Source organism: Paenibacillus mesophilus (genome assembly GCF_005938385.1).
Classification (GTDB): domain Bacteria; phylum Bacillota; class Bacilli; order Paenibacillales; family NBRC-103111; genus Paenibacillus_AB; species Paenibacillus_AB mesophilus.
This window is the reverse complement of the sequence record NZ_VCRA01000017.1, coordinates 56,281-73,578: the sequence shown is the minus strand read 5'-3', so window position 1 is coordinate 73,578 and position 17,298 is coordinate 56,281. Positions and strand designations below refer to the sequence as shown.

The following is a 17,298-nucleotide window of genomic DNA, read 5'->3' as shown; positions in this document are numbered from 1 at the left end:
GGTCCGGTTTGTACTTGGTGCCGATACGGATGTGTCGGCACTTTTCGGGCAGCCGTCCAACATATGGTATACTGGTATCCGAAGGGAGAGGACAAGCATGGAACCATTTCAACTGACGAGTTCGCCGGGTCGGCCGGCTTTGCTGCATATAGATCGTTGGGAGTGCAGCCATCCGGGGCTGAGCGCGGGGTTTACGACCCGTATGGGAGGAGTGAGCGAGGGCAGGTATTCGTCTTTGAATTGTGCGCTGCACATCCAGGACGACATCGGCCATGTGCTCGAGAACCGGAGAAGGATCTCGGAAACGTTGAATGTCCCTTTTGAAGCTTGGACTTGCGGGGAACAGGTTCATGGCAGGAAAGTGGCCGTCGTTCAGCGGACGGACCGGGGGAAGGGAAGAGCGGCGAGAGAAGACGCGTTCCAGGATACGGACGCGCTCATCACGAACGAAACCGGCATTTGGCTTACTTCCTTTTACGCGGATTGCGTGCCGCTATATTTCTTCGATCCCGTCCGACGGGTTGTCGGTTTGGCGCACGCCGGCTGGAAAGGAACGGTGCTGCGAATCGCGCAAGCGACACTTGTGGCGATGTCCGAGACATACGGCTCCGAGGCCCGTGATGTAATGGCGGCGATCGGTCCTTCGATCGGGTCATGCTGCTATGAGGTGGACGGAAACGTCATCGAACGAATCGACGAATGTTTGACGGAGCTTGGTGCAAGCGAGGATGATCGGAGAAAGGCGTACCGGCCGGGAGCGCAGCAAGGCAAATATATGCTCGGCTTGCAAGAATTGAACAGACAAATTATGATAAAAGCAGGAATAATGCCGATGCATATCGAAATATGTGGGATGTGCACCGGCTGCCGTACCGATTTGTTCTTCTCCCATCGGAAGGAGAACGGATCGACCGGAAGGATGGCGTCGTGGATCGGGCTCAACCTATAGGGATGACCGAGGGCGGCGCGTCCGGATCTAAGTCGGGCACGCGATATATTCTTACCGTCGACTCGCAGGCGGTAAGCTGACGGAAAGGATTGGACAAGGTTGAGTATGCAGGATCGAATTCGCCAGGTCGAAGCGCGGATTGGGCAAGCTTGCTTACGCAGCGGCCGGAAGCGCGAAGACGTGAACGTCATCGCGGTCACGAAATACGTATCGACCGAAACCGCCCGTGAAGCCGTTGAATGCGGTCTGCAGCACGTAGGGGAAAACAGGTGGCAGGATGCGCAAGCCAAATGGGAAGCGATAGGGCCGGACGCCGTTTGGCACTTTATCGGGCATTTGCAGTCGAACAAAGTAAAGGATGTCGTCGGAAAGTTCGCATACATACATTCGCTTGACCGGCTGTCTCTGGCAAAAGAGTTGGACCGGCACGCCGCGAAGCTCGGTATTTCGGTCGACTGCTTTATTCAGGTGAATGTATCTGGAGAGGAGACGAAGTACGGACTGCCGCCGGAGCAGCTAATTCCATTCGCGGAGCAGCTGTCGGCTTATCCGAATATTCGCATCGCGGGCCTCATGACCATGGCTCCATACGAAGCCGAAGCGGAAGCGACGAGACCGGTGTTCCGGGGTTTAAGGGAGTTAAGAGACCGGCTTAACGAATCGGGAACGCTCGGTTATTCCGTCGAACATTTGTCGATGGGAATGTCCGGCGACTTCGAGGTAGCGATCGAAGAAGGGGCCACATGGGTCAGACTCGGCACCGTGTTGGTCGGCAAGGAAGGGTAAGCGGTCAGCATGCATTCACGAACGATCCTGTTCTTGAAGCGGTGCGGATGAATAACGGTACGAACGAAATCGAGCATGAAGGAGGATATCGTGATGGGAGTAATGAACAAGTTTTTGAACTTTGTCGGGCTGCAGGACGAAGAGGAAGTGATCGAGCGCGAGACGCGCACCGTGGAAGATACGGAAGAACATGAAACCGTTCCGTCCGACGCACGTAAATCTAATAAGGGAAATATCGTCAGCATTCATTCCCAGCGAAACGTCCGGGTTGTATTGAACGAACCCCGCTCCTATGAAGAAACGCAGGAGATCGCCGATCATTTGCGGGCGCGGAGGCCGGTTGTGGTCAATCTGCAGCGCGTGCGGACCGAACAGGCGATCCGCATCGTCGACTTTTTGAGCGGTACGGTATATGCTTTGAACGGCGGCATTACGAAGATCGGGCCGAACATATTCCTGTGCACGCCCGATTCGGTCGAAATTCAAGGCGCAATCTCGGAAATGCTGCACGAACACGACGAATTTAATCGATAACTAGAGGTGAATATGTATTGAGTTCGGCAACGATCGATTCCATTATCGGGTATATCGGACAGCTCGGGACAGTCTACACGTATTTAGTCATCGCTTATGTGCTGCTGTCCTGGCTGCCCAACGCCCGCGACAGCTTTATCGGCGAAATATTGGGCAAGCTGGTGGAGCCTTATTTATCGCTGTTTCGCCGGTTTATTCCGCCTATCGGCGGGATGATCGACATTTCTCCGATCGTAGCCTTGATCGCGCTTCGTTTTGTCATTTATGGTTTGCAAACGGTCGTCGCTTACGTTCTTGGCGCGTTCGGGTGATCGGTAGTGGCGACGGACCTTTATTCCCACTTTCACCCCGACGAGCACCGGTTCGTCGATAAAGCCCAAGAATGGATCGAGCGGGCAGCCCGTCATCATGCGGTCAAACAAACCGATTTTCTCGATCCGAGGCAAGGTTTTATCGTACAGTCTCTTGCCAATCGGTACGGCGATGTCCAGATCCGATTCGACGGCGGGTATGAGCGGGCCGAGCGCAAGCGCGCCATCATCGCCCCGCTGTACCGGGACATCGGGTCTGACGATGCCGGAATCGGGCTGCTCTCCGTCACGTCGGAAGACTCCAGATTTGAGCAGCTGGAACATGGCGATTTTCTTGGGGCGCTGCTAGGCGTCGGGATCAAGCGCGAGAAGATCGGTGATATTCACGTCGGCGACAGCGGCTGCCATTGCCTGATTGCAAGCGAAATCATCGACTATGTTCACTTGAATCTTCAGCAAGTTCACCGGGTGCATGTGCTGACCGAGACGCTTCCGCTTCACCATCTGCAAGCGGTGTCCCAGACGCTCGAAGAAATGAATTTATCCGTGGCGTCGCTTCGTCTTGACGGAATTGTCAGCGACGTATACCGGCTCAGCAGGGCCAAGGTGCTTCAGCCGATCAAATCCGGCCGGTGCAAAGTGAACTGGAAGCCCGAGGAGGATCCTTCCAAGCCGCTGAGGGAAGGGGATGTCGTATCCTTTCAAGGATTCGGCCGGTTTAAGCTGATCGAGGTTGAAGGCGAAACGAAAAAAGGAAGAATCCGGCTTAAAATTGGCAAATTCGTGTAGGACGTTGCAGGAATTTCGTCGTTCCCGTCGAAAGTTGTATACCGGGGTTCTGAAACGATATTTCGCCGTTAATATACACAGGAGGTGCGCCAATGCCCTTAACGCCATTGGACATACATAACAAGGAATTCGGTCGGCGTCTGCGCGGATACGACGAAGACGATGTGAACGAGTTTCTCGATCAGATCATTAAAGATTACGAAATGTACATTCGTGAAAATAAGGAGCTTCAAAATCAGGTTGCGGCGCTGCAGGAGCGGCTGGATCACTTCGCCAACATCGAGGAGACGTTAAGCAAGACGATTATCGTCGCCCAGGAAGCGGCCGACGAGGTGCGCAACAACTCGAAGAAAGAAGCTCAGCTAATCGTGAAGGAAGCGGAGAAGAATGCGGACCGGATCATTAACGAGTCGCTCGCCAAATCCCGCAAAATCGCGCTCGAGATCGAGGAGTTGAAGAAGCAGGCTTCGATTTACCGGACCCGGTTCAAGACGCTTGTCGAGGCTCAGCTGGAGCTGCTCGGCACCGATCAGTGGGATTCGCTCGAAATAAAAGAGACGCAAGAGAATCGTTTGGAGCGTTCCTAACGGTCAATCGGCTCAATCGGCGCAAGGTTGACTCGGACGAGTCCGTTCCGGTATACTGTTGAACAAATAAACCGCTGATTGGCGGTTGTTTTTCTTATTGCGAATAAAGCGATGACCGGGACAAGTACATTCGGGTACGAGGAATCAGCGAGTCGGGGAACGGTGCAAGCCCGATATCCGAGCCGAATCGAATATCACCCGGGAGCGTCTCTCGAACGTGCGGCTCCGCCGGCAAGTAAAGAGAACGGGAGATCCCGTTACAGATCGTACGAGTGAGCGCGAGCGTCTTTTCGTCTGCCTGGCAGACGCGGGAGTCTCCGCTTATGAGGGTGGTACCGCGAGAACAGTCTCTCGTCCCTTTGTGGACGGGAGTTTTTTGTTTCCCCAAAAAGTGAAGCAGGCCTTCGAAATGGATTCCGATTCCTTTTCGTGGAGCCCCGAACACCCAAAAAGTGAAGTATAGGAGATGGTATAACAATGGATTACGGCAAAACGCTGAATTTGCTGCAGACGGAGTTCCCGATGAGGGGAAACCTGCCTCAGGCCGAGCCGAACATGCAGCAGTGGTGGGACGAGATCGATTTATACGGCAAGGTGAGGGAAAGCCGTCGAGGACGTCCGAAGTTCATCTTGCACGACGGTCCTCCGTATGCCAACGGGGACATCCATATCGGGCATGCGCTGAACAAAGTATTGAAGGATTTCATCGTCCGCTACAAATCGATGCGCGGCTTCGACGCCCCATACGTTCCCGGGTGGGATACGCATGGACTGCCGATCGAGCAGGCGATCGCGAACAGCGGCAAAGTCGATCGCAAAAAAATGAGCGTGCCCGAGTTCCGCGAGTATTGCAAGCAGTATGCGCTGAACTGGGTGGAGAAGCAAAAAGGGCAGTTCAGGCGGCTCGGCATATTAGGCGCTTGGGATGACCCTTATATTACGCTTCACCCGCAGTATGAAGCGCAGCAAATCCGCGTTTTCGGAGATATGGTGAAGAAAGGGTACATTTACAAAGGGCTGAAGCCGGTGTACTGGTCCCCGTCTTCGGAGAGCGCACTGGCGGAAGCGGAGATCGAATACCGCGAGAAGACGTCCGCTTCGATCTATGTGGCATTTCCCGTCAAGGACGGTAAAGGCAAGCTTCCGGACGGCAGTTCCGTCGTCATCTGGACGACGACGCCGTGGACGCTTCCGGCCAATCTGGCGATCAGCCTGCATCCCGAATTCGACTATACGCTCGTTGAGACGGACGGCAAGCAGTATGTCGTCGCGGAAGGGCTGCTGGATGCCGTTTCGAAAGAAATCGGCTGGGGTAATGTATCCAAGAAGGCTTCGTTTAAAGGCGCCGAGCTCGAGTATGTGACATGCGCTCACCCGTTCTACGACCGGGACTCCGTCGTCATTCTCGGCGAGCATGTGACACTGGATGCCGGCACGGGCTGTGTTCATACGGCTCCCGGACACGGCGAGGACGACTTTGCCGTAGGCCAGCGCTATAATCTGGGTGTGCTGTGTCCGGTCGACGATCAGGGCTGCATGACGAGCGAAGCTCCCGGCTTTGAAGGCATTTTCTACGACAAGGCGAACAAGCTCATTACCGAGAAGCTGGAGCAATCCGGCCATTTGCTCAAGCTGGGCTTCATCCAGCACCAGTACGCGCACGACTGGCGAACGAAGAAGCCGGTCATTTACCGGGCCACGGAGCAATGGTTCGCTTCCGTAGACAAGTTCCGCCAAGCGATGCTGGATGAGATCAAGCGAATCGATTGGACGCCGGAGTGGGGCGAAATTCGGCTGCATAACATGATTGCGGACCGCGGAGACTGGTGCATATCCCGTCAGCGCGTATGGGGCGTGCCGATTCCGATCGTATATTGCCGCAGTTGCAGCCATCCGCTCGTGAATGACGCAACGATCGGGACGATTGCCGGTATTTTCGAGAAGGAAGGATCCAATGCCTGGTTTGCGAAAGAAGCGCACGAGCTGCTGCCGGAAGGAACGGTTTGCCCGCAATGCGGCCATGGCGAATTCCGCAAGGAAACGGATATTATGGATGTTTGGTTCGATTCCGGGTCCAGCCACGCCGCCGTTCTCGAGACGCGTTCCGAGCTGCAATGGCCGGCCGATCTATACCTCGAAGGCTCGGACCAGTACCGCGGCTGGTACAATTCTTCGCTTATTACCGGGGTTGCGGTAAGAGGCCAAGCGCCATATAAAGGAATATTGAGCCATGGCTTCACGCTCGACGGGGAAGGCCGCAAAATGTCCAAATCGCTCGGCAATACGGTCGATCCGAATCAAGTGTGCGGCAAGCTGGGGGCGGACATTCTCAGACTGTGGGTCGCTTCCGTAGACTATCAGTCGGATGTGCGCATCTCGGACAATATATTGACGCAAATTACCGAAGTATACCGTAAAATCCGCAATACGCTGCGGTTTTTGCTCGGCAACTTATCCGGGTTCGATCCTGCTGCCGACCGCGTGCCGGCAAACGTAATGAACGAGCTTGACCGCTTCGCGCTAATCCGGCTGAACCGCATGACGGAGAAAGTGCTGAAGGCATACGAAAACTACGAATTTCATCTCGTTTACCAAGCGGTGCATCATTTCTGCGCTGTCGAGATGAGCGCATTCTACCTCGACATCGTCAAAGACCGCCTATATGCCAGCGCCGCCAATGATCCGGACCGAAAAGCGTGTCAGACCGTATTATACGAGGCGCTTACGGTCATAACTAAACTGATTGCGCCGATATTGCCGCATACGGCTGACGAAGTATGGAAATATACGCCGGCGGCAAACGAGATCAGCGTCCAACTGACTGAAATGCCGGAGGCGGATTCGTCCGTCTATGAGGCGGAGCTGGAACGCAAATGGGACCGGTTTACGGAAGTGCGGGACGAAGTGTTGAAGGCGCTCGAAGCCGCCCGCAAAGATAAAGTTATCGGCAACTCGCTCGGGGCCGGTCTCCGTCTGTTCCCGGAAGCGGAGACGGCGAAGCTGCTCGGCGAATTGTCCGATCTGGACCAGCTGTTTATCGTCTCGGCGGTAACGGTAGCCGCTCCCGGAGATCCTGTTCCGGAATCGGCCATGAAGCTGAAAGGATTATCCGTATCGGTTGAAGTGGCGGAAGGGGAAAAATGCGAGAGGTGCTGGATCGTCACACCCGAAGTAGGACAAGACGAAGCCCACCCTACTCTGTGCGCCCGCTGCGCTTCGGTCGTGTAAATGGAAGGCGGTTCAGCAATGCTCATGGAGAGCCGAATTCCGGCTCTCCATGACTTGCATTCGCGCCGATAAAGAAAGGGGGCAATCGTCATGCCTGAACAGAAGAAGCCGGAACCGGATGTCATGACGGCGATGAACGAAAGATTGATCAAAATCGCCGATCAGATGGAAAAAACGCAAATCGCCGATTATGTGATGCTGCTCAATCGCCCCAGAAAAATCATATTCACCAATCTGTACGCCGGAATTGCCCGCGGCGTCGGCATCGCTATCGGATTTACCGTTTTCGCTGCAACGATCCTATACGTATTGCGTATGCTCGGCGCTTTGAACTTGCCCATCATCGGGGACTTTATCGCCGATATCGTCAAAATCGTACAAGTGCAGCTGGAAGGCCGGGCTTTCTAAAGCTGCTAGGCTTCTAATGAAGCCCGTTAATCCACATCGCGATAAGGATCAGGCTCCAGCAGCGGATCCCCTTCGTTATGCTCCATATACTCGCGGTATTGGCGGTTTCGGACGACGGTAACGTGCTGTCCGTACAAATCGGTAGCGACAAAGCTTTCGTATGGCTCGACGAAGCCTTCGTTCTCGTCGGCTTCCACATACATCGAGTTGTAGTCGTGCACTTCCGCGTCTTCCGCCATAGCCGGACTGTCGGAGTTGCCCCAGCTCTCCACGATTTGCCAGGCGTCTTCTCCGTCGAACTCGGTTTCTTCGGTAAGCTCATCCATGCTTGTCCGGCCGAATGGAGGCTCCAGAAGCTTTTCCTCTGCCGGTCTGCGCTGGGATATTTCCCGGTCGGGAACATGCTCGAAGCAATATTCGGTATCGGGAACGGCCTGAAGACGTTCGTAAGGGATCGCTGTCCCGCATATGGCGCATTTTCCGTACGTACCTTCCTTCATGCGTTCGAGCGCGTCCATGACCTCGGATAAATGATGCTCCTCATGCTCGTTCAGGGCGATGTCTTTGCCGCGCTCGAACACTTCCGATCCGAGATCGGCAGGATGGTTGTCGTAGGAGGACAGCTCTCCGGTCGTAGCGCTTAGCGGATCGGCAGAGCCGAAGTGATCGTTTTGCCGGATTCGCCGCTCCAGGGAATCCCGCTCCTGCTCCAGCAATTCCGTTAGCGCCGCCCGTTGTTCGTTGGTGAGTACATTCATGCGACTGCAATCCCCTTTCCGTCAACAATGTCGTCTAAAGTCCGTAACCATATCGTTTGCCATCCGGGTTAAAATATGAGAGCCATTATTTCTTAATTAGCCGGAGCGAGTTTGCTTTGGAAGCCTGTTTCCGCATTGGACGGGCATATGGCCGCTGTGCTACAATGCGAGTTGTCGGAACCAATTGTCAGGGAGGTTTGCAATTGATTTATTACGTATACTCGCTTATCGTGTTCATCCTCGACCAGGTTACGAAAAGGCTCATTGTCGTCAATATGGAAGAGTATGAGTCCCGGTCGATTATCGGCGAATTTTTTCAGTTGACGTCCCATCGGAACCGCGGGGCGGCTTTCGGCATTTTGCAAGACCAGCGGTGGTTTTTCATTGCTGTTACTTCAGTCATTGTAGTCGGGATTATCTGGTACATCCAGAAGCTGCGCAAAGACCGGTCCAAGACGCTGCTGAAAGTAGCGCTTAGCCTGCTGCTCGGCGGTGCGTGCGGCAATTTTCTCGACAGGGCGCTGTTCGGCGAAGTGGTAGACTTCCTGCATTTTCGTTTCGTCTTCTCGATATTCGGATGGGATGTCGACTACGATTTTGCGATATTCAATTTGGCCGATTCCGCCATCGTAATCGGGGTATCGCTTATTTTCCTGGATTCGCTGCTTACTTGGCGCAAAGAAAGAAGAGGGCTGACCCATGAGCAAGATCATGCATAACGAGAACGGCTATGAAGAGCAGGAGCAAGACGGCATACAGGAATGGATCGTCCAGCCGGGAGAAGCCGGAGAGCGGATCGACAAATACGTAACCGAGTCTATAGAGGAGCAAATTTCCCGTTCCCAGATTCAGTTATGGATCAAGAATGGCGATGTCACCGTAAACGGAGCGGCCGTTAAACCGAATCATAAGCTTGCGGCAGACGATAAAGTGGTGCTGACGATTCCCGAGCCGGTCGAGGTAAGCATTATGCCCGAGCCGATTCCGCTCGATATCGTGTACGAAGACTCCGATGTCATCGTCGTGAACAAGCCGCGCGGCATGGTCGTTCACCCGGCCCCCGGACATTATTCCGGGACGCTTGTCAACGCCTTGCTTCATCAATGCAAAGATTTGTCCGGTATTAACGGCATACTGAGGCCCGGCATCGTACACCGGATCGACAAGGACACTTCCGGACTGCTTATGGCAGCCAAAAACGACAAAGCCCACCTTTCCCTCGCGGCGCAGTTGAAAGCTCACAGCGTAACGCGGAAATATACGGCCGTCGTGCACGGTAATGTCGCTCACGATCAAGGGACGATAGACGCGCCGATCGGAAGGGACCCGAGCGACCGGAAAAAATATATGGTTACGGACAAAAACAGCAAGCATGCGGTAACCCATTTTATCGTTCTGGACCGCCTGGCTGAATATACGGTGCTTCAGCTGAAGCTGGAGACCGGACGGACGCATCAAATCCGCGTTCATATGAAGTATATCGATCACCCGCTTGTCGGGGATCCGATGTACGGCAGAAGCAAGGGGAATCCGATCGAAGGACAGGCGCTTCATGCTCAGGTGCTCGGTTTCGTCCATCCGTCGAGCGGGGACTATATGGAGTTCGAAGCGGCGCTCCCGGACGATATGAATCATTTGCTCGACGTGCTGAGAACGTTGTAATTCGGGGAGGAGTCAACTGTGGAGCATTTGGTCAATTCCGCGGTCCAAAATATTCAAATATCCGGCATTCGCAAAATTTCGAACCTTGTGGCGACGTATAAAGACGCGATTACGCTGACGATCGGCCAACCGGATTTTCCGACGCCGGCCCATATCGTCGAAGCCGGAAAAAGGGCGTTGGATCAGAACAAGACGCTATATACGCAAAATCCGGGGCTGCTTGAGCTGCGCAAGGCGGCCTCGCACTTTGTCGGTAACAAATACGGGTTGTCTTACGATTCCGAGCAGGAAGTCATCGTCACGGCCGGAGCGAGCCAGGCGCTGGATATCTCGCTTCGCACCATTATCGGACCGGGAAGCGAAGTGGTCATCCCCGGCCCCATATATCCCGGGTATGAGCCGATTGTCCGGTTGTGCGGGGGGACACCGGTGTACGCCGATACGCGGAAGAGCGGCTTCAAGCTGACCGCCGAAGTGCTCAAGCCGGTGCTATCGGAACGAACCCGTGCGGTTATTTTATGTTATCCGTCGAATCCGACGGGAAGGGTAATGACCGCGGAAGAGCTGAAGGCGGTCGCCGATTTGCTGCGCGGCAAGCCGATTTTCATCATCTCGGACGAAATATACAGCGAGTTGGTCTACGACGCGCCGCACCGTTCCATCGCGGCGTTGCCCGGCATGAAGGAGCAGACGATCGTCATTAACGGTTTATCCAAGTCGCATTCCATGACCGGATGGCGCATCGGCTTCACGTTTGCTCCCGCGGACATTTCCAAACATATGGTCAAAGTGCACCAGTACAATGTGACGTGCGCCAGCTCCATCAGCCAGTATGCGGCGGTTGAAGCGTTGACGGCGGGTATGGACGACGCGGAGCCGATGAAACGGGAGTATAAGGCGAGAAGAGATTTCGTGTATGATCGATTGCAGCGGATCGGCCTTACGGGCGAGAAGCCGGAAGGCGCGTTTTATTTGTTTCCTTCGATAGGCCGCTTCGGATTAAGCTCGATGGATTTTACGATGAAGCTGCTCGAGGAGGAGCGGGTCGCGGTCGTTCCGGGCGACGCTTTCTCCGTATACGGGGAAGGGTACATCCGAATTTCGTACGCGTACTCGATGGAAGTGCTGGAGAAAGCGATGGACAAGCTGGAATCGTTCGTCGGGCGGCTTGGCTAAATTTTTTTCGAAATGTTTCCTCTACCTGCAACATTTTCCCGGAATGCTTCGTTCGAGAGGTTGAACAACATTTTGGGGAAAGAAGGGGAAGTGGAATGATGGGTATCGCGAAGAACAAGAAGTGGTTGATTGCAGGAATAGCGGCTATGGCTTTGACGACCGCGCTATACGCGCAGAGTGTGCCGAGTATCGGTCCGGGTAAAGTATATGCGGCCGAACAAGCGGCGGCGGCACAGAGGAACGTCGTGACCGTAACGGGACAAGGCGAGATGACGATTACACCGGACGTAGCTTACGTGACGCTCGGCATCCGTACCGAAGCCGAAACGGCGAAAGATGCGCAAGCTGCAAACGCCGCCGCTTACGCGAAGCTGCGCGAGGTGCTGTTCAACCAGTACAAGCTGGCGGCCAAAGACGTGCAAACGAACGGCTTCCGCGTTCAACCGGAATATACGTACACGGAGCGCGATCCGAAAATCAAAGGCTACAGCGCTACTCAAATGCTGCAGGTGACTTACCGCGATCTCGATAATCTCGGCACGTTCCTCGATGCGGCTTCGGCAGCCGGGGCGAACCAGATCGAAGGCGTGCGGTTCAGCACGGAAAAAGGTCAGGAATACGAGCTGCAAGTGATCCAGAAGGCGATGGACAACGCGAAGGCGAAAGCCGAAACGATCGCCAAATATGCGGGCAAAGAGCTGAAAGGAATCGTTGCAGTCAATCAGGGCGGCGGCGTAGCCGTTCCGATGCAGTACAGCAACATCGCGTTCTCGGAAGCGAAAGGTGCCGCCATGGACGCCGCATCGCCGACGAGCATCTCGACGGGCGAGCTGAAAGTTACGACTAACGTTACGGTGCAGTACGAGTTTTAATCGGTCGATTAAGGAAGAGCCTTGATCCGCATGCTGCGGGCCAAGGCTTTATTTGTGCGATGCGATCGTCCAGAAAGAAGGGTTTTACGCACAAAAGCAGAATAATGGATAGTGCTGATTTACAGTACTTACTATTCAGAAAAAGGTGGAAGCAATGAAAAACAAATTGCAGGGATTGGTAATGGGATTGATCATCGGTGTGCTGCTGTCCGTATCGGCCGCTCAAGCTACAGGGGTGGGTACGCAGCAAATCGAAGTGTTCTTCAAAGATTTGATCTTCAAGTTTGACGGCGTGGAGAAAACGCCGAATCAGGGCAGCTTTATATACAACGGCACGACCTATGTGCCGATCCGGTTCGTCAGCGAAGCGTTGGGGGTGCCGGTCAAATACAACGGCGAGACGAGCACGATCTCGATCGGGGCGGCCTACGCGGCGGCACCGGCCATGACGATCGATAAAGAGAAGGCGTATCAGGCGAAGGTGACGACGAACAAAGGGAGCTTCACGATCGAGCTGTTTGCGAAAGACGCGCCGAAAACGGTCAACAATTTCGTCTTTTTGGCGAACGACCGGTTCTACGACGGCGTCGTGTTTCACCGGATCATCGAAAGCTTCGTAGCGCAAACCGGAGACCCGACGGGCACCGGCAGAGGAGGTCCCGGTTACGTATTTGCGGACGAGCTGAACAACGGTCATAAGTATGAGCCGGGCATTATCGCAATGGCCAATGCCGGGCCGAATACGAACGGCAGTCAATTTTTCATTTGCACCGGAGCGGATAGCGAAGGGCTTGAGAATGATTATACGATCTTCGGGAAAGTCATCGAGGGGATGGATGTGGTCAAAGCAATTGCATCTACGCCCGTAGAAGCAAGCCAATATGGAGAAATGAGCAAGCCGAAGGAAGAAGTAATCATCGAACGAATCGACATTATTGTGCAATAAGCATAGGAAAGGCGCTCCTAGATCCGGGAGCGCCTTTTTGCGTTGTGCAACGATTTTCTCAAAGTCGTTTTCTGCCGAAAAACGCTTTGGCCGCGAATACCGGCAAAACGAGCTGCCGGCGCCAGCGCGTCGGATTGGACAACAGCCGGTACAGCCATTCGATGTTCAGCTTGATCCAAAATTGCGGAGCCCGTTTCACCTTGCCGGCTATGACATCGAGGCTTCCGCCTACGCCCATGACGATTGTGGCGTTCAGCTTCGTCTTGTTGCGGTAAATCCAGCGTTCGGCATGGGGTGCTCCCATGGCAACGATAAGGAAGTCGGGGCTTGCCGCACGAATTTCTTCCAGTATCGCAGGCTCGCGGTCCGTTCCGAAAAAGCCGTTATGGCGTCCGGCGATCCGGACGTTCGGGAAACGCTCCGCTATCGATTCCACCGCTTTGCGGTTCGTTTCTTCGTCCGTACCGAGGAAGTAGAACGACCAGCCGTCCCGGTCGCCCTGTACCAACAAATCGATCAGCATATCGTAGCCGGTAACGCGTCCGGAAATCGGCTCGCCTTTCCATTTGGCGGCGAGTACGATTCCGATCCCGTCGGCGGTAATGATTCCGGCTTCTTGCAAAATTCGCATCAGCTGCTCGTCTTTGCCCGCGGACATGACGATTTCCGGATTCGCCGTCACGACATGATACATGCCGCGTTCCTTGCGGTTTGCAATTACGCTCAAGTGACGAATCGTCTCGTCGTGCGTCATTTTCGAGAAAGGGACGCCCATAATGCTTACTTTGCCGGCCGAAGCTTGTGCTTGCGCCGCTTTGCTCATGACGATTTCCCTCCGAACGGCGGCTGCTCCGATTTCCAGCGAAAATAACAGGTAACCGTATCGATCGCGACCGGGATCGCCCGCTCGTCCGGCTCGAGCTTGGCATGATGGAGCCCGAATGGCGTATCTACGCCGAGCCAGAACATGAACCCGGGAATTCGTTCGAGGAAGTAACCGAAATCTTCTCCGGTCATCGCTTCCGGGCATTCGATCAGCTTGGCGCTTGCGGATTGGTCCAGCCACTCCATGAACTCGCGGGTAATTGTCTCGTCGTTGTACACTTGCCGGTAATTCGAGCCGTAATCGATGCTCGCGGTGCATTCGAACGCCGTTTCCGTACCGCCGACCAGCGCCTCGATCCGTCTTTTGACGATCTGCATCGTATCTGCGGACAACGTGCGGATCGTGCCCTCGAGACGGGCTTTCTCGGCGATAATGTTTTGTTTCGTCCCGCCTTCGATTTTGCCTACGGTGACGACGGCCGAATCGAGCGGGTTAATGTTGCGGGAGACGATCGACTGAAGCTGAACGAGCAGATGGGCGGCTGCGACGACCATATCGTTGGCCCGGTGCGGGTATGCCGCATGACCGCCTTTGCCGGTCAGATCGATGAAAAGCTCCGACGTGTTGGCGAACAAAATGCCCGGCCGCGTGGCGATCGTGCCGACCTCGTATTCGGGAGCGATATGCAGGGCGACGATCTGATCCGGCATCCAGTCGCGAAGCTCCTCGCTTTCGAGCATCGGCTTCGCCCCTCCCGGACCTTCTTCGGCAGGCTGGAATATAACGATCAGATCGTCTTTCATTTCGCGTTCGACGAAATGGGTAAGTATGCCGAGGCCGATGGCCATATGCATGTCGTGACCGCATGCATGCATGTAGCCGGGATGGGTCGAACGAAAATCGTAGGAGGTGTCTTCCTGGATCGGCAGCCCGTCCATGTCGGCGCGATAACCGAATGTGCGTTCCGGAGCGGAGCCTTTCACTTTTACGAGTATGCCGGTTCGCCAAGTGCGGATCTCGATCCGGTGCTGCGGCAGCTCGGAGATGCGGTCAAGCAGGAAGCGCTGCGTCTTGAATTCCTGGTAGCCGGGCTCCGGAATGAGGTGAAGCTGGCGGCGGTACTCGATAAACGTTTGAATCGCCGTACTCATAGGTCCTCCTTCATGATCGTGTCGACGCCCGAAAACGTCCCAATCGTAAATTGAAGCCAGGGGAGGCCCCTGGCTCTTGGATCGATGCATCGTAATTACAGCTGGCGAAGCTCCTGCATAATTTCCGTTTTCGATTTCGTCTTCGCGTCGACTTTCTTGATTTCGCGTGCAGGCGTTCCGGCTACGACGGTATATTCCGGAACGTCTTGGGTAACGACGGCGCCTGCGGCAACGACGGAGCCTTTGCCGATGCGGACGCCTTCGAGAATAACGGCGTTCGCGCCTACGAGCACGTCATCCTCGATGACGACCGGCTGTGCCGAAGGAGGCTCGATTACGCCCGCTACGACGGAGCCTGCGCCGATGTGGCACATTTTGCCGATTTGCGCGCGGCCGCCTACGACTACGTTCATGTCGATCATCGTGCCGTCGCCGATCGAAGCGCCGATGTTGATCGTGGAGTTCATCATGATGACGGCATTGTCGCCGATCGTTACTTTATCGCGGATAATCGCGCCCGGCTCGATGCGCGCATTGATATTCTTCAGATCAAGAAGCGGAATGGCCGAGTTGCGGCGGTCGTTATCAATTTCGTAATCTTCGATTACCGCTTTGTTCGCCTCGAGCGCTTGGGCGATGGCTGGCCATTCGCCGAAGATGACGCCGCTCGTACCGGATACGAAGGCGCGGATGTCGGAGCCGAATGCGGCTTGATCGAGGTTTCCTTTCACATATACTTTCACTGGCGTTTTTTTCGTGCTGTTTTTAATAAAATTGATAACTTCCATCGTGTTCATTTCGGACATGAGGCTGTTCTCCTTTGCGAATAACGTATAAACCTTTTATAGCATAAATGGATGGGTCAAGCAATCCTGAGCGGCGGCATGCTAAGGGGAACGCGGTCGGCGGGAGCTCGCGGCGCGATAATTGGCGGCTGGCTGGCGAGGCGGAAGGAAGGGAAGGACAGATAAGGTACAAATATACCTTATTTTCTCCAAAACCCTGCTCCACTGGCCAGATAGTGTTCAAATGTGCCTTATATGTCGGGGAATCGGCTTCGAACGAGGGTTTGTGGGGCGAAATAAAAGGGATAAGGTTCAAATGTGCCTTATTCTCGCCAATACACTGCACCTTGGGCCAAATAGAGCTCAAATGTACCTTAGTTGCTGGGGAATGGGCTTCAAATGCTGGCTAATGAGGCGAACGGGGGTAAGGTCGGGTATGGGGGGAATTTCCAACCCAGAATTATCATTTTACTAACATAGTTTGCCGTATCTAAGCGAATAGTAGAATTAATATGCGTGAATCGACATTTGATCCAAATCGCAATTGACATCATTTGTCGAACGTGAGATAATCATCAGGAACTAAATAGTACCTTTAAGCTGGTCCCGTGAGGCTGGCAAGGTGGTCGACGAGAAAGTCGCGTGATCGTGACGGACATGCGTTTCACGAAGCTTGTCATGCGCGGAAGACGGGTGTGTCCCGGTTCCGTGGATGTAGTTTCGTGCGCTCCGATTCGGGAACCAACTCCTTGCCAACGGGCAAGGAGTTTTTTTGTGCCCGTCTTTAAGGAGCGAAAGTACCCGGAATAAGCAACAAAGCATCAGCTTCACTTTTTGGGGAGGTCAGATCCGGGGTCCCCGAAAAGTACCCGGAATAAGCAACGAAGCATCAACTTCACTTTTTGGGGTAATAATCCGGGGTCCCCGAAAAGTACTCGGAATAAGCAACGAAGCATCGACTTCACTTTTTGGGGTGAAAAGAATGAATCCGGATAGACTCGTCATCATGGATGAAACGGCAATTCGCCGCGCCTTGACGCGCATCGCGCACGAAATACTTGAAAAAAATAAAGGCGTAGGCGACAGCATCATGATCGGGATACGTACGCGGGGCATTTACTTTGCGAACCGGATCGCGGAGCGGATCCGCGAAATCGAAGGCGTTCCGCTGCCGGTAGGCGAGCTCGATATCACCTCATACCGGGACGACCGGGTGCGCGTGAACGCGGTCGGCGGCGCCCAAACGCTAAAGGCTCCGGACATTCAGGACAAACGGGTTATTTTGTGTGACGATGTGCTGTTTACGGGACGGACGGTCAGAGCCGCGATGGACGCGCTGATCGATCTGGGACGGCCGAGGATGATCCAATTGGCCGTGCTCGTGGACAGAGGACACCGGGAGCTGCCGATCCGGCCGGATTACGTAGGCAAGAACGTGCCGACCTCCAGGCTGGAGCAGATCGAGGTCAGACTGAACGAAGTGGACCGCAAAGACGAAGTCGTCATCATTCAGCAAAGGGGATAACGAAA

Annotated in this window: 18 protein-coding genes and 1 other annotated feature; of the genes, 14 read left to right on the top strand and 4 right to left on the bottom strand. The window is 54.5% G+C overall.

The annotated features are described in order from the left end of the window. Window positions 1-97: 97 nt before the first annotated feature. The 8 genes from pgeF (at window position 98) to FE783_RS25380 (ending at window position 7,592) form a co-directional block, all read left to right on the top strand. Window positions 98-949 carry a peptidoglycan editing factor PgeF gene (pgeF, locus tag FE783_RS25415; protein ID WP_138882193.1) on the top strand — a complete coding sequence of 284 codons (852 nt, stop codon included), beginning with the start codon at window positions 98-100 and terminating at the stop codon, window positions 947-949. A 99-nt stretch (window positions 950-1,048) separates the two neighbouring features. Then, window positions 1,049-1,735, top strand: coding sequence for a YggS family pyridoxal phosphate-dependent enzyme (locus tag FE783_RS25410; RefSeq protein ID WP_138882192.1), 687 nt, complete (start codon window positions 1,049-1,051; stop codon window positions 1,733-1,735). Window positions 1,736-1,828: 93 nt separating this feature from the next. Next, window positions 1,829-2,269 carry a cell division protein SepF gene (locus tag FE783_RS25405; protein WP_138882191.1) on the top strand — a complete coding sequence of 147 codons (441 nt, stop codon included), beginning with the start codon at window positions 1,829-1,831 and terminating at the stop codon, window positions 2,267-2,269. 17 nt (window positions 2,270-2,286) lie between these two features. Next, entirely contained in the window at window positions 2,287-2,580 is a 294-nt protein-coding gene (locus FE783_RS25400; RefSeq protein ID WP_238403254.1) for a YggT family protein, read from the top strand. A gap of 6 nt (window positions 2,581-2,586) precedes the next feature. Next, a complete protein-coding gene (locus tag FE783_RS25395) occupies window positions 2,587-3,369 on the top strand; it encodes a YlmH family RNA-binding protein (protein WP_138882190.1) in 783 nt (260 codons plus the stop codon). 92 nt (window positions 3,370-3,461) lie between these two features. Continuing rightward, window positions 3,462-3,956: a DivIVA domain-containing protein gene (locus tag FE783_RS25390; protein ID WP_138882189.1), complete on the top strand. Its 495-nt coding sequence runs from the start codon at window positions 3,462-3,464 to the stop codon at window positions 3,954-3,956. Between the two features lie 102 nt (window positions 3,957-4,058). After that, window positions 4,059-4,318, top strand: a binding site (T-box leader). A 115-nt stretch (window positions 4,319-4,433) separates the two neighbouring features. Beyond that, a complete protein-coding gene (gene ileS / locus FE783_RS25385; RefSeq protein WP_138882188.1) occupies window positions 4,434-7,184 on the top strand; it encodes an isoleucine--tRNA ligase in 2,751 nt (916 codons plus the stop codon). Between the two features lie 123 nt (window positions 7,185-7,307). After that, window positions 7,308-7,592, top strand: a complete 285-nt coding sequence (locus FE783_RS25380) for a DUF5665 domain-containing protein (RefSeq protein ID WP_420799768.1) — start codon at window positions 7,308-7,310, stop codon at window positions 7,590-7,592. Window positions 7,593-7,618: 26 nt separating this feature from the next. Here the strand turns inward: FE783_RS25380 and FE783_RS25375 are convergent, their stop codons facing one another. Then, window positions 7,619-8,350 (bottom strand): TraR/DksA C4-type zinc finger protein, encoded by a 732-nt coding sequence (locus tag FE783_RS25375; protein WP_138882186.1) that lies wholly within the window; start codon window positions 8,348-8,350, stop codon window positions 7,619-7,621. 203 nt (window positions 8,351-8,553) lie between these two features. On the opposite strand from FE783_RS25375, the gene lspA reads away from it, so the two are divergent. The 5 genes from lspA (at window position 8,554) to FE783_RS25350 (ending at window position 13,006) form a co-directional block, all read left to right on the top strand. Then, window positions 8,554-9,069 carry a signal peptidase II gene (gene lspA, locus FE783_RS25370; protein ID WP_138882185.1) on the top strand — a complete coding sequence of 172 codons (516 nt, stop codon included), beginning with the start codon at window positions 8,554-8,556 and terminating at the stop codon, window positions 9,067-9,069. Then, window positions 9,050-10,012 (top strand): RluA family pseudouridine synthase, encoded by a 963-nt coding sequence (locus tag FE783_RS25365; protein ID WP_138882184.1) that lies wholly within the window; start codon window positions 9,050-9,052, stop codon window positions 10,010-10,012. The genes lspA and FE783_RS25365 overlap by 20 nt, the downstream gene beginning before the upstream one ends. Before the next feature lie 18 nt (window positions 10,013-10,030). Further along, window positions 10,031-11,188, top strand: a complete 1,158-nt coding sequence (locus FE783_RS25360; RefSeq protein WP_138882183.1) for an aminotransferase A — start codon at window positions 10,031-10,033, stop codon at window positions 11,186-11,188. Window positions 11,189-11,283: 95 nt separating this feature from the next. Beyond that, complete coding sequence (locus FE783_RS25355; protein WP_138882182.1) at window positions 11,284-12,060, top strand: SIMPL domain-containing protein; 777 nt, start codon at window positions 11,284-11,286, stop codon at window positions 12,058-12,060. 154 nt (window positions 12,061-12,214) lie between these two features. Next, window positions 12,215-13,006, top strand: coding sequence for a peptidylprolyl isomerase (locus FE783_RS25350; protein WP_138882181.1), 792 nt, complete (start codon window positions 12,215-12,217; stop codon window positions 13,004-13,006). A 58-nt stretch (window positions 13,007-13,064) separates the two neighbouring features. Here FE783_RS25350 and FE783_RS25345 read toward each other — a convergent pair whose 3' ends face one another. The 3 genes from FE783_RS25345 to dapD form a co-directional block, all read right to left on the bottom strand. Continuing rightward, a complete protein-coding gene (locus FE783_RS25345) occupies window positions 13,065-13,829 on the bottom strand; it encodes a WecB/TagA/CpsF family glycosyltransferase (protein ID WP_138882180.1) in 765 nt (254 codons plus the stop codon). Further along, on the bottom strand, window positions 13,826-14,983 hold the full coding sequence (locus FE783_RS25340; RefSeq protein ID WP_138882179.1) for an N-acetyldiaminopimelate deacetylase: 1,158 nt from the start codon (window positions 14,981-14,983) through the stop codon (window positions 13,826-13,828). The genes FE783_RS25345 and FE783_RS25340 overlap by 4 nt, the downstream gene beginning before the upstream one ends. Before the next feature lie 95 nt (window positions 14,984-15,078). Beyond that, window positions 15,079-15,789, bottom strand: a complete 711-nt coding sequence (gene dapD / locus FE783_RS25335; protein WP_138882178.1) for a 2,3,4,5-tetrahydropyridine-2,6-dicarboxylate N-acetyltransferase — start codon at window positions 15,787-15,789, stop codon at window positions 15,079-15,081. A gap of 961 nt (window positions 15,790-16,750) precedes the next feature. Here dapD and pyrR point away from each other — a divergent pair. Next, window positions 16,751-17,293, top strand: a complete 543-nt coding sequence (gene pyrR / locus FE783_RS25330) for a bifunctional pyr operon transcriptional regulator/uracil phosphoribosyltransferase PyrR (RefSeq protein ID WP_138882177.1) — start codon at window positions 16,751-16,753, stop codon at window positions 17,291-17,293. Window positions 17,294-17,298 lie beyond the last annotated feature (5 nt).

Bases quoted from the DNA above. Each gene is read 5' to 3' on its own strand.
- ileS (WP_138882188.1), top strand. From the start codon at position 4,434: ATGGATTACGGCAAAACGCTGAATTTGCTGCAGACGGAGTTCCCGATG.
- FE783_RS25350 (WP_138882181.1), top strand. From the start codon at position 12,215: ATGAAAAACAAATTGCAGGGATTGGTAATGGGATTGATCATCGGTGTG.
- FE783_RS25355 (WP_138882182.1), top strand. From the start codon at position 11,284: ATGATGGGTATCGCGAAGAACAAGAAGTGGTTGATTGCAGGAATAGCG.
- FE783_RS25390 (WP_138882189.1), top strand. From the start codon at position 3,462: ATGCCCTTAACGCCATTGGACATACATAACAAGGAATTCGGTCGGCGT.
- FE783_RS25365 (WP_138882184.1), top strand. From the start codon at position 9,050: ATGAGCAAGATCATGCATAACGAGAACGGCTATGAAGAGCAGGAGCAA.
- FE783_RS25380 (WP_420799768.1), top strand. From the start codon at position 7,308: ATGACGGCGATGAACGAAAGATTGATCAAAATCGCCGATCAGATGGAA.
- FE783_RS25340 (WP_138882179.1), bottom strand. From the start codon at position 14,983: ATGAGTACGGCGATTCAAACGTTTATCGAGTACCGCCGCCAGCTTCAC.
- FE783_RS25375 (WP_138882186.1), bottom strand. From the start codon at position 8,350: ATGAATGTACTCACCAACGAACAACGGGCGGCGCTAACGGAATTGCTG.
- FE783_RS25345 (WP_138882180.1), bottom strand. From the start codon at position 13,829: ATGAGCAAAGCGGCGCAAGCACAAGCTTCGGCCGGCAAAGTAAGCATT.
- pgeF (WP_138882193.1), top strand. From the start codon at position 98: ATGGAACCATTTCAACTGACGAGTTCGCCGGGTCGGCCGGCTTTGCTG.
- FE783_RS25405 (WP_138882191.1), top strand. From the start codon at position 1,829: ATGGGAGTAATGAACAAGTTTTTGAACTTTGTCGGGCTGCAGGACGAA.
- dapD (WP_138882178.1), bottom strand. From the start codon at position 15,789: ATGTCCGAAATGAACACGATGGAAGTTATCAATTTTATTAAAAACAGC.
- pyrR (WP_138882177.1), top strand. From the start codon at position 16,751: ATGAATCCGGATAGACTCGTCATCATGGATGAAACGGCAATTCGCCGC.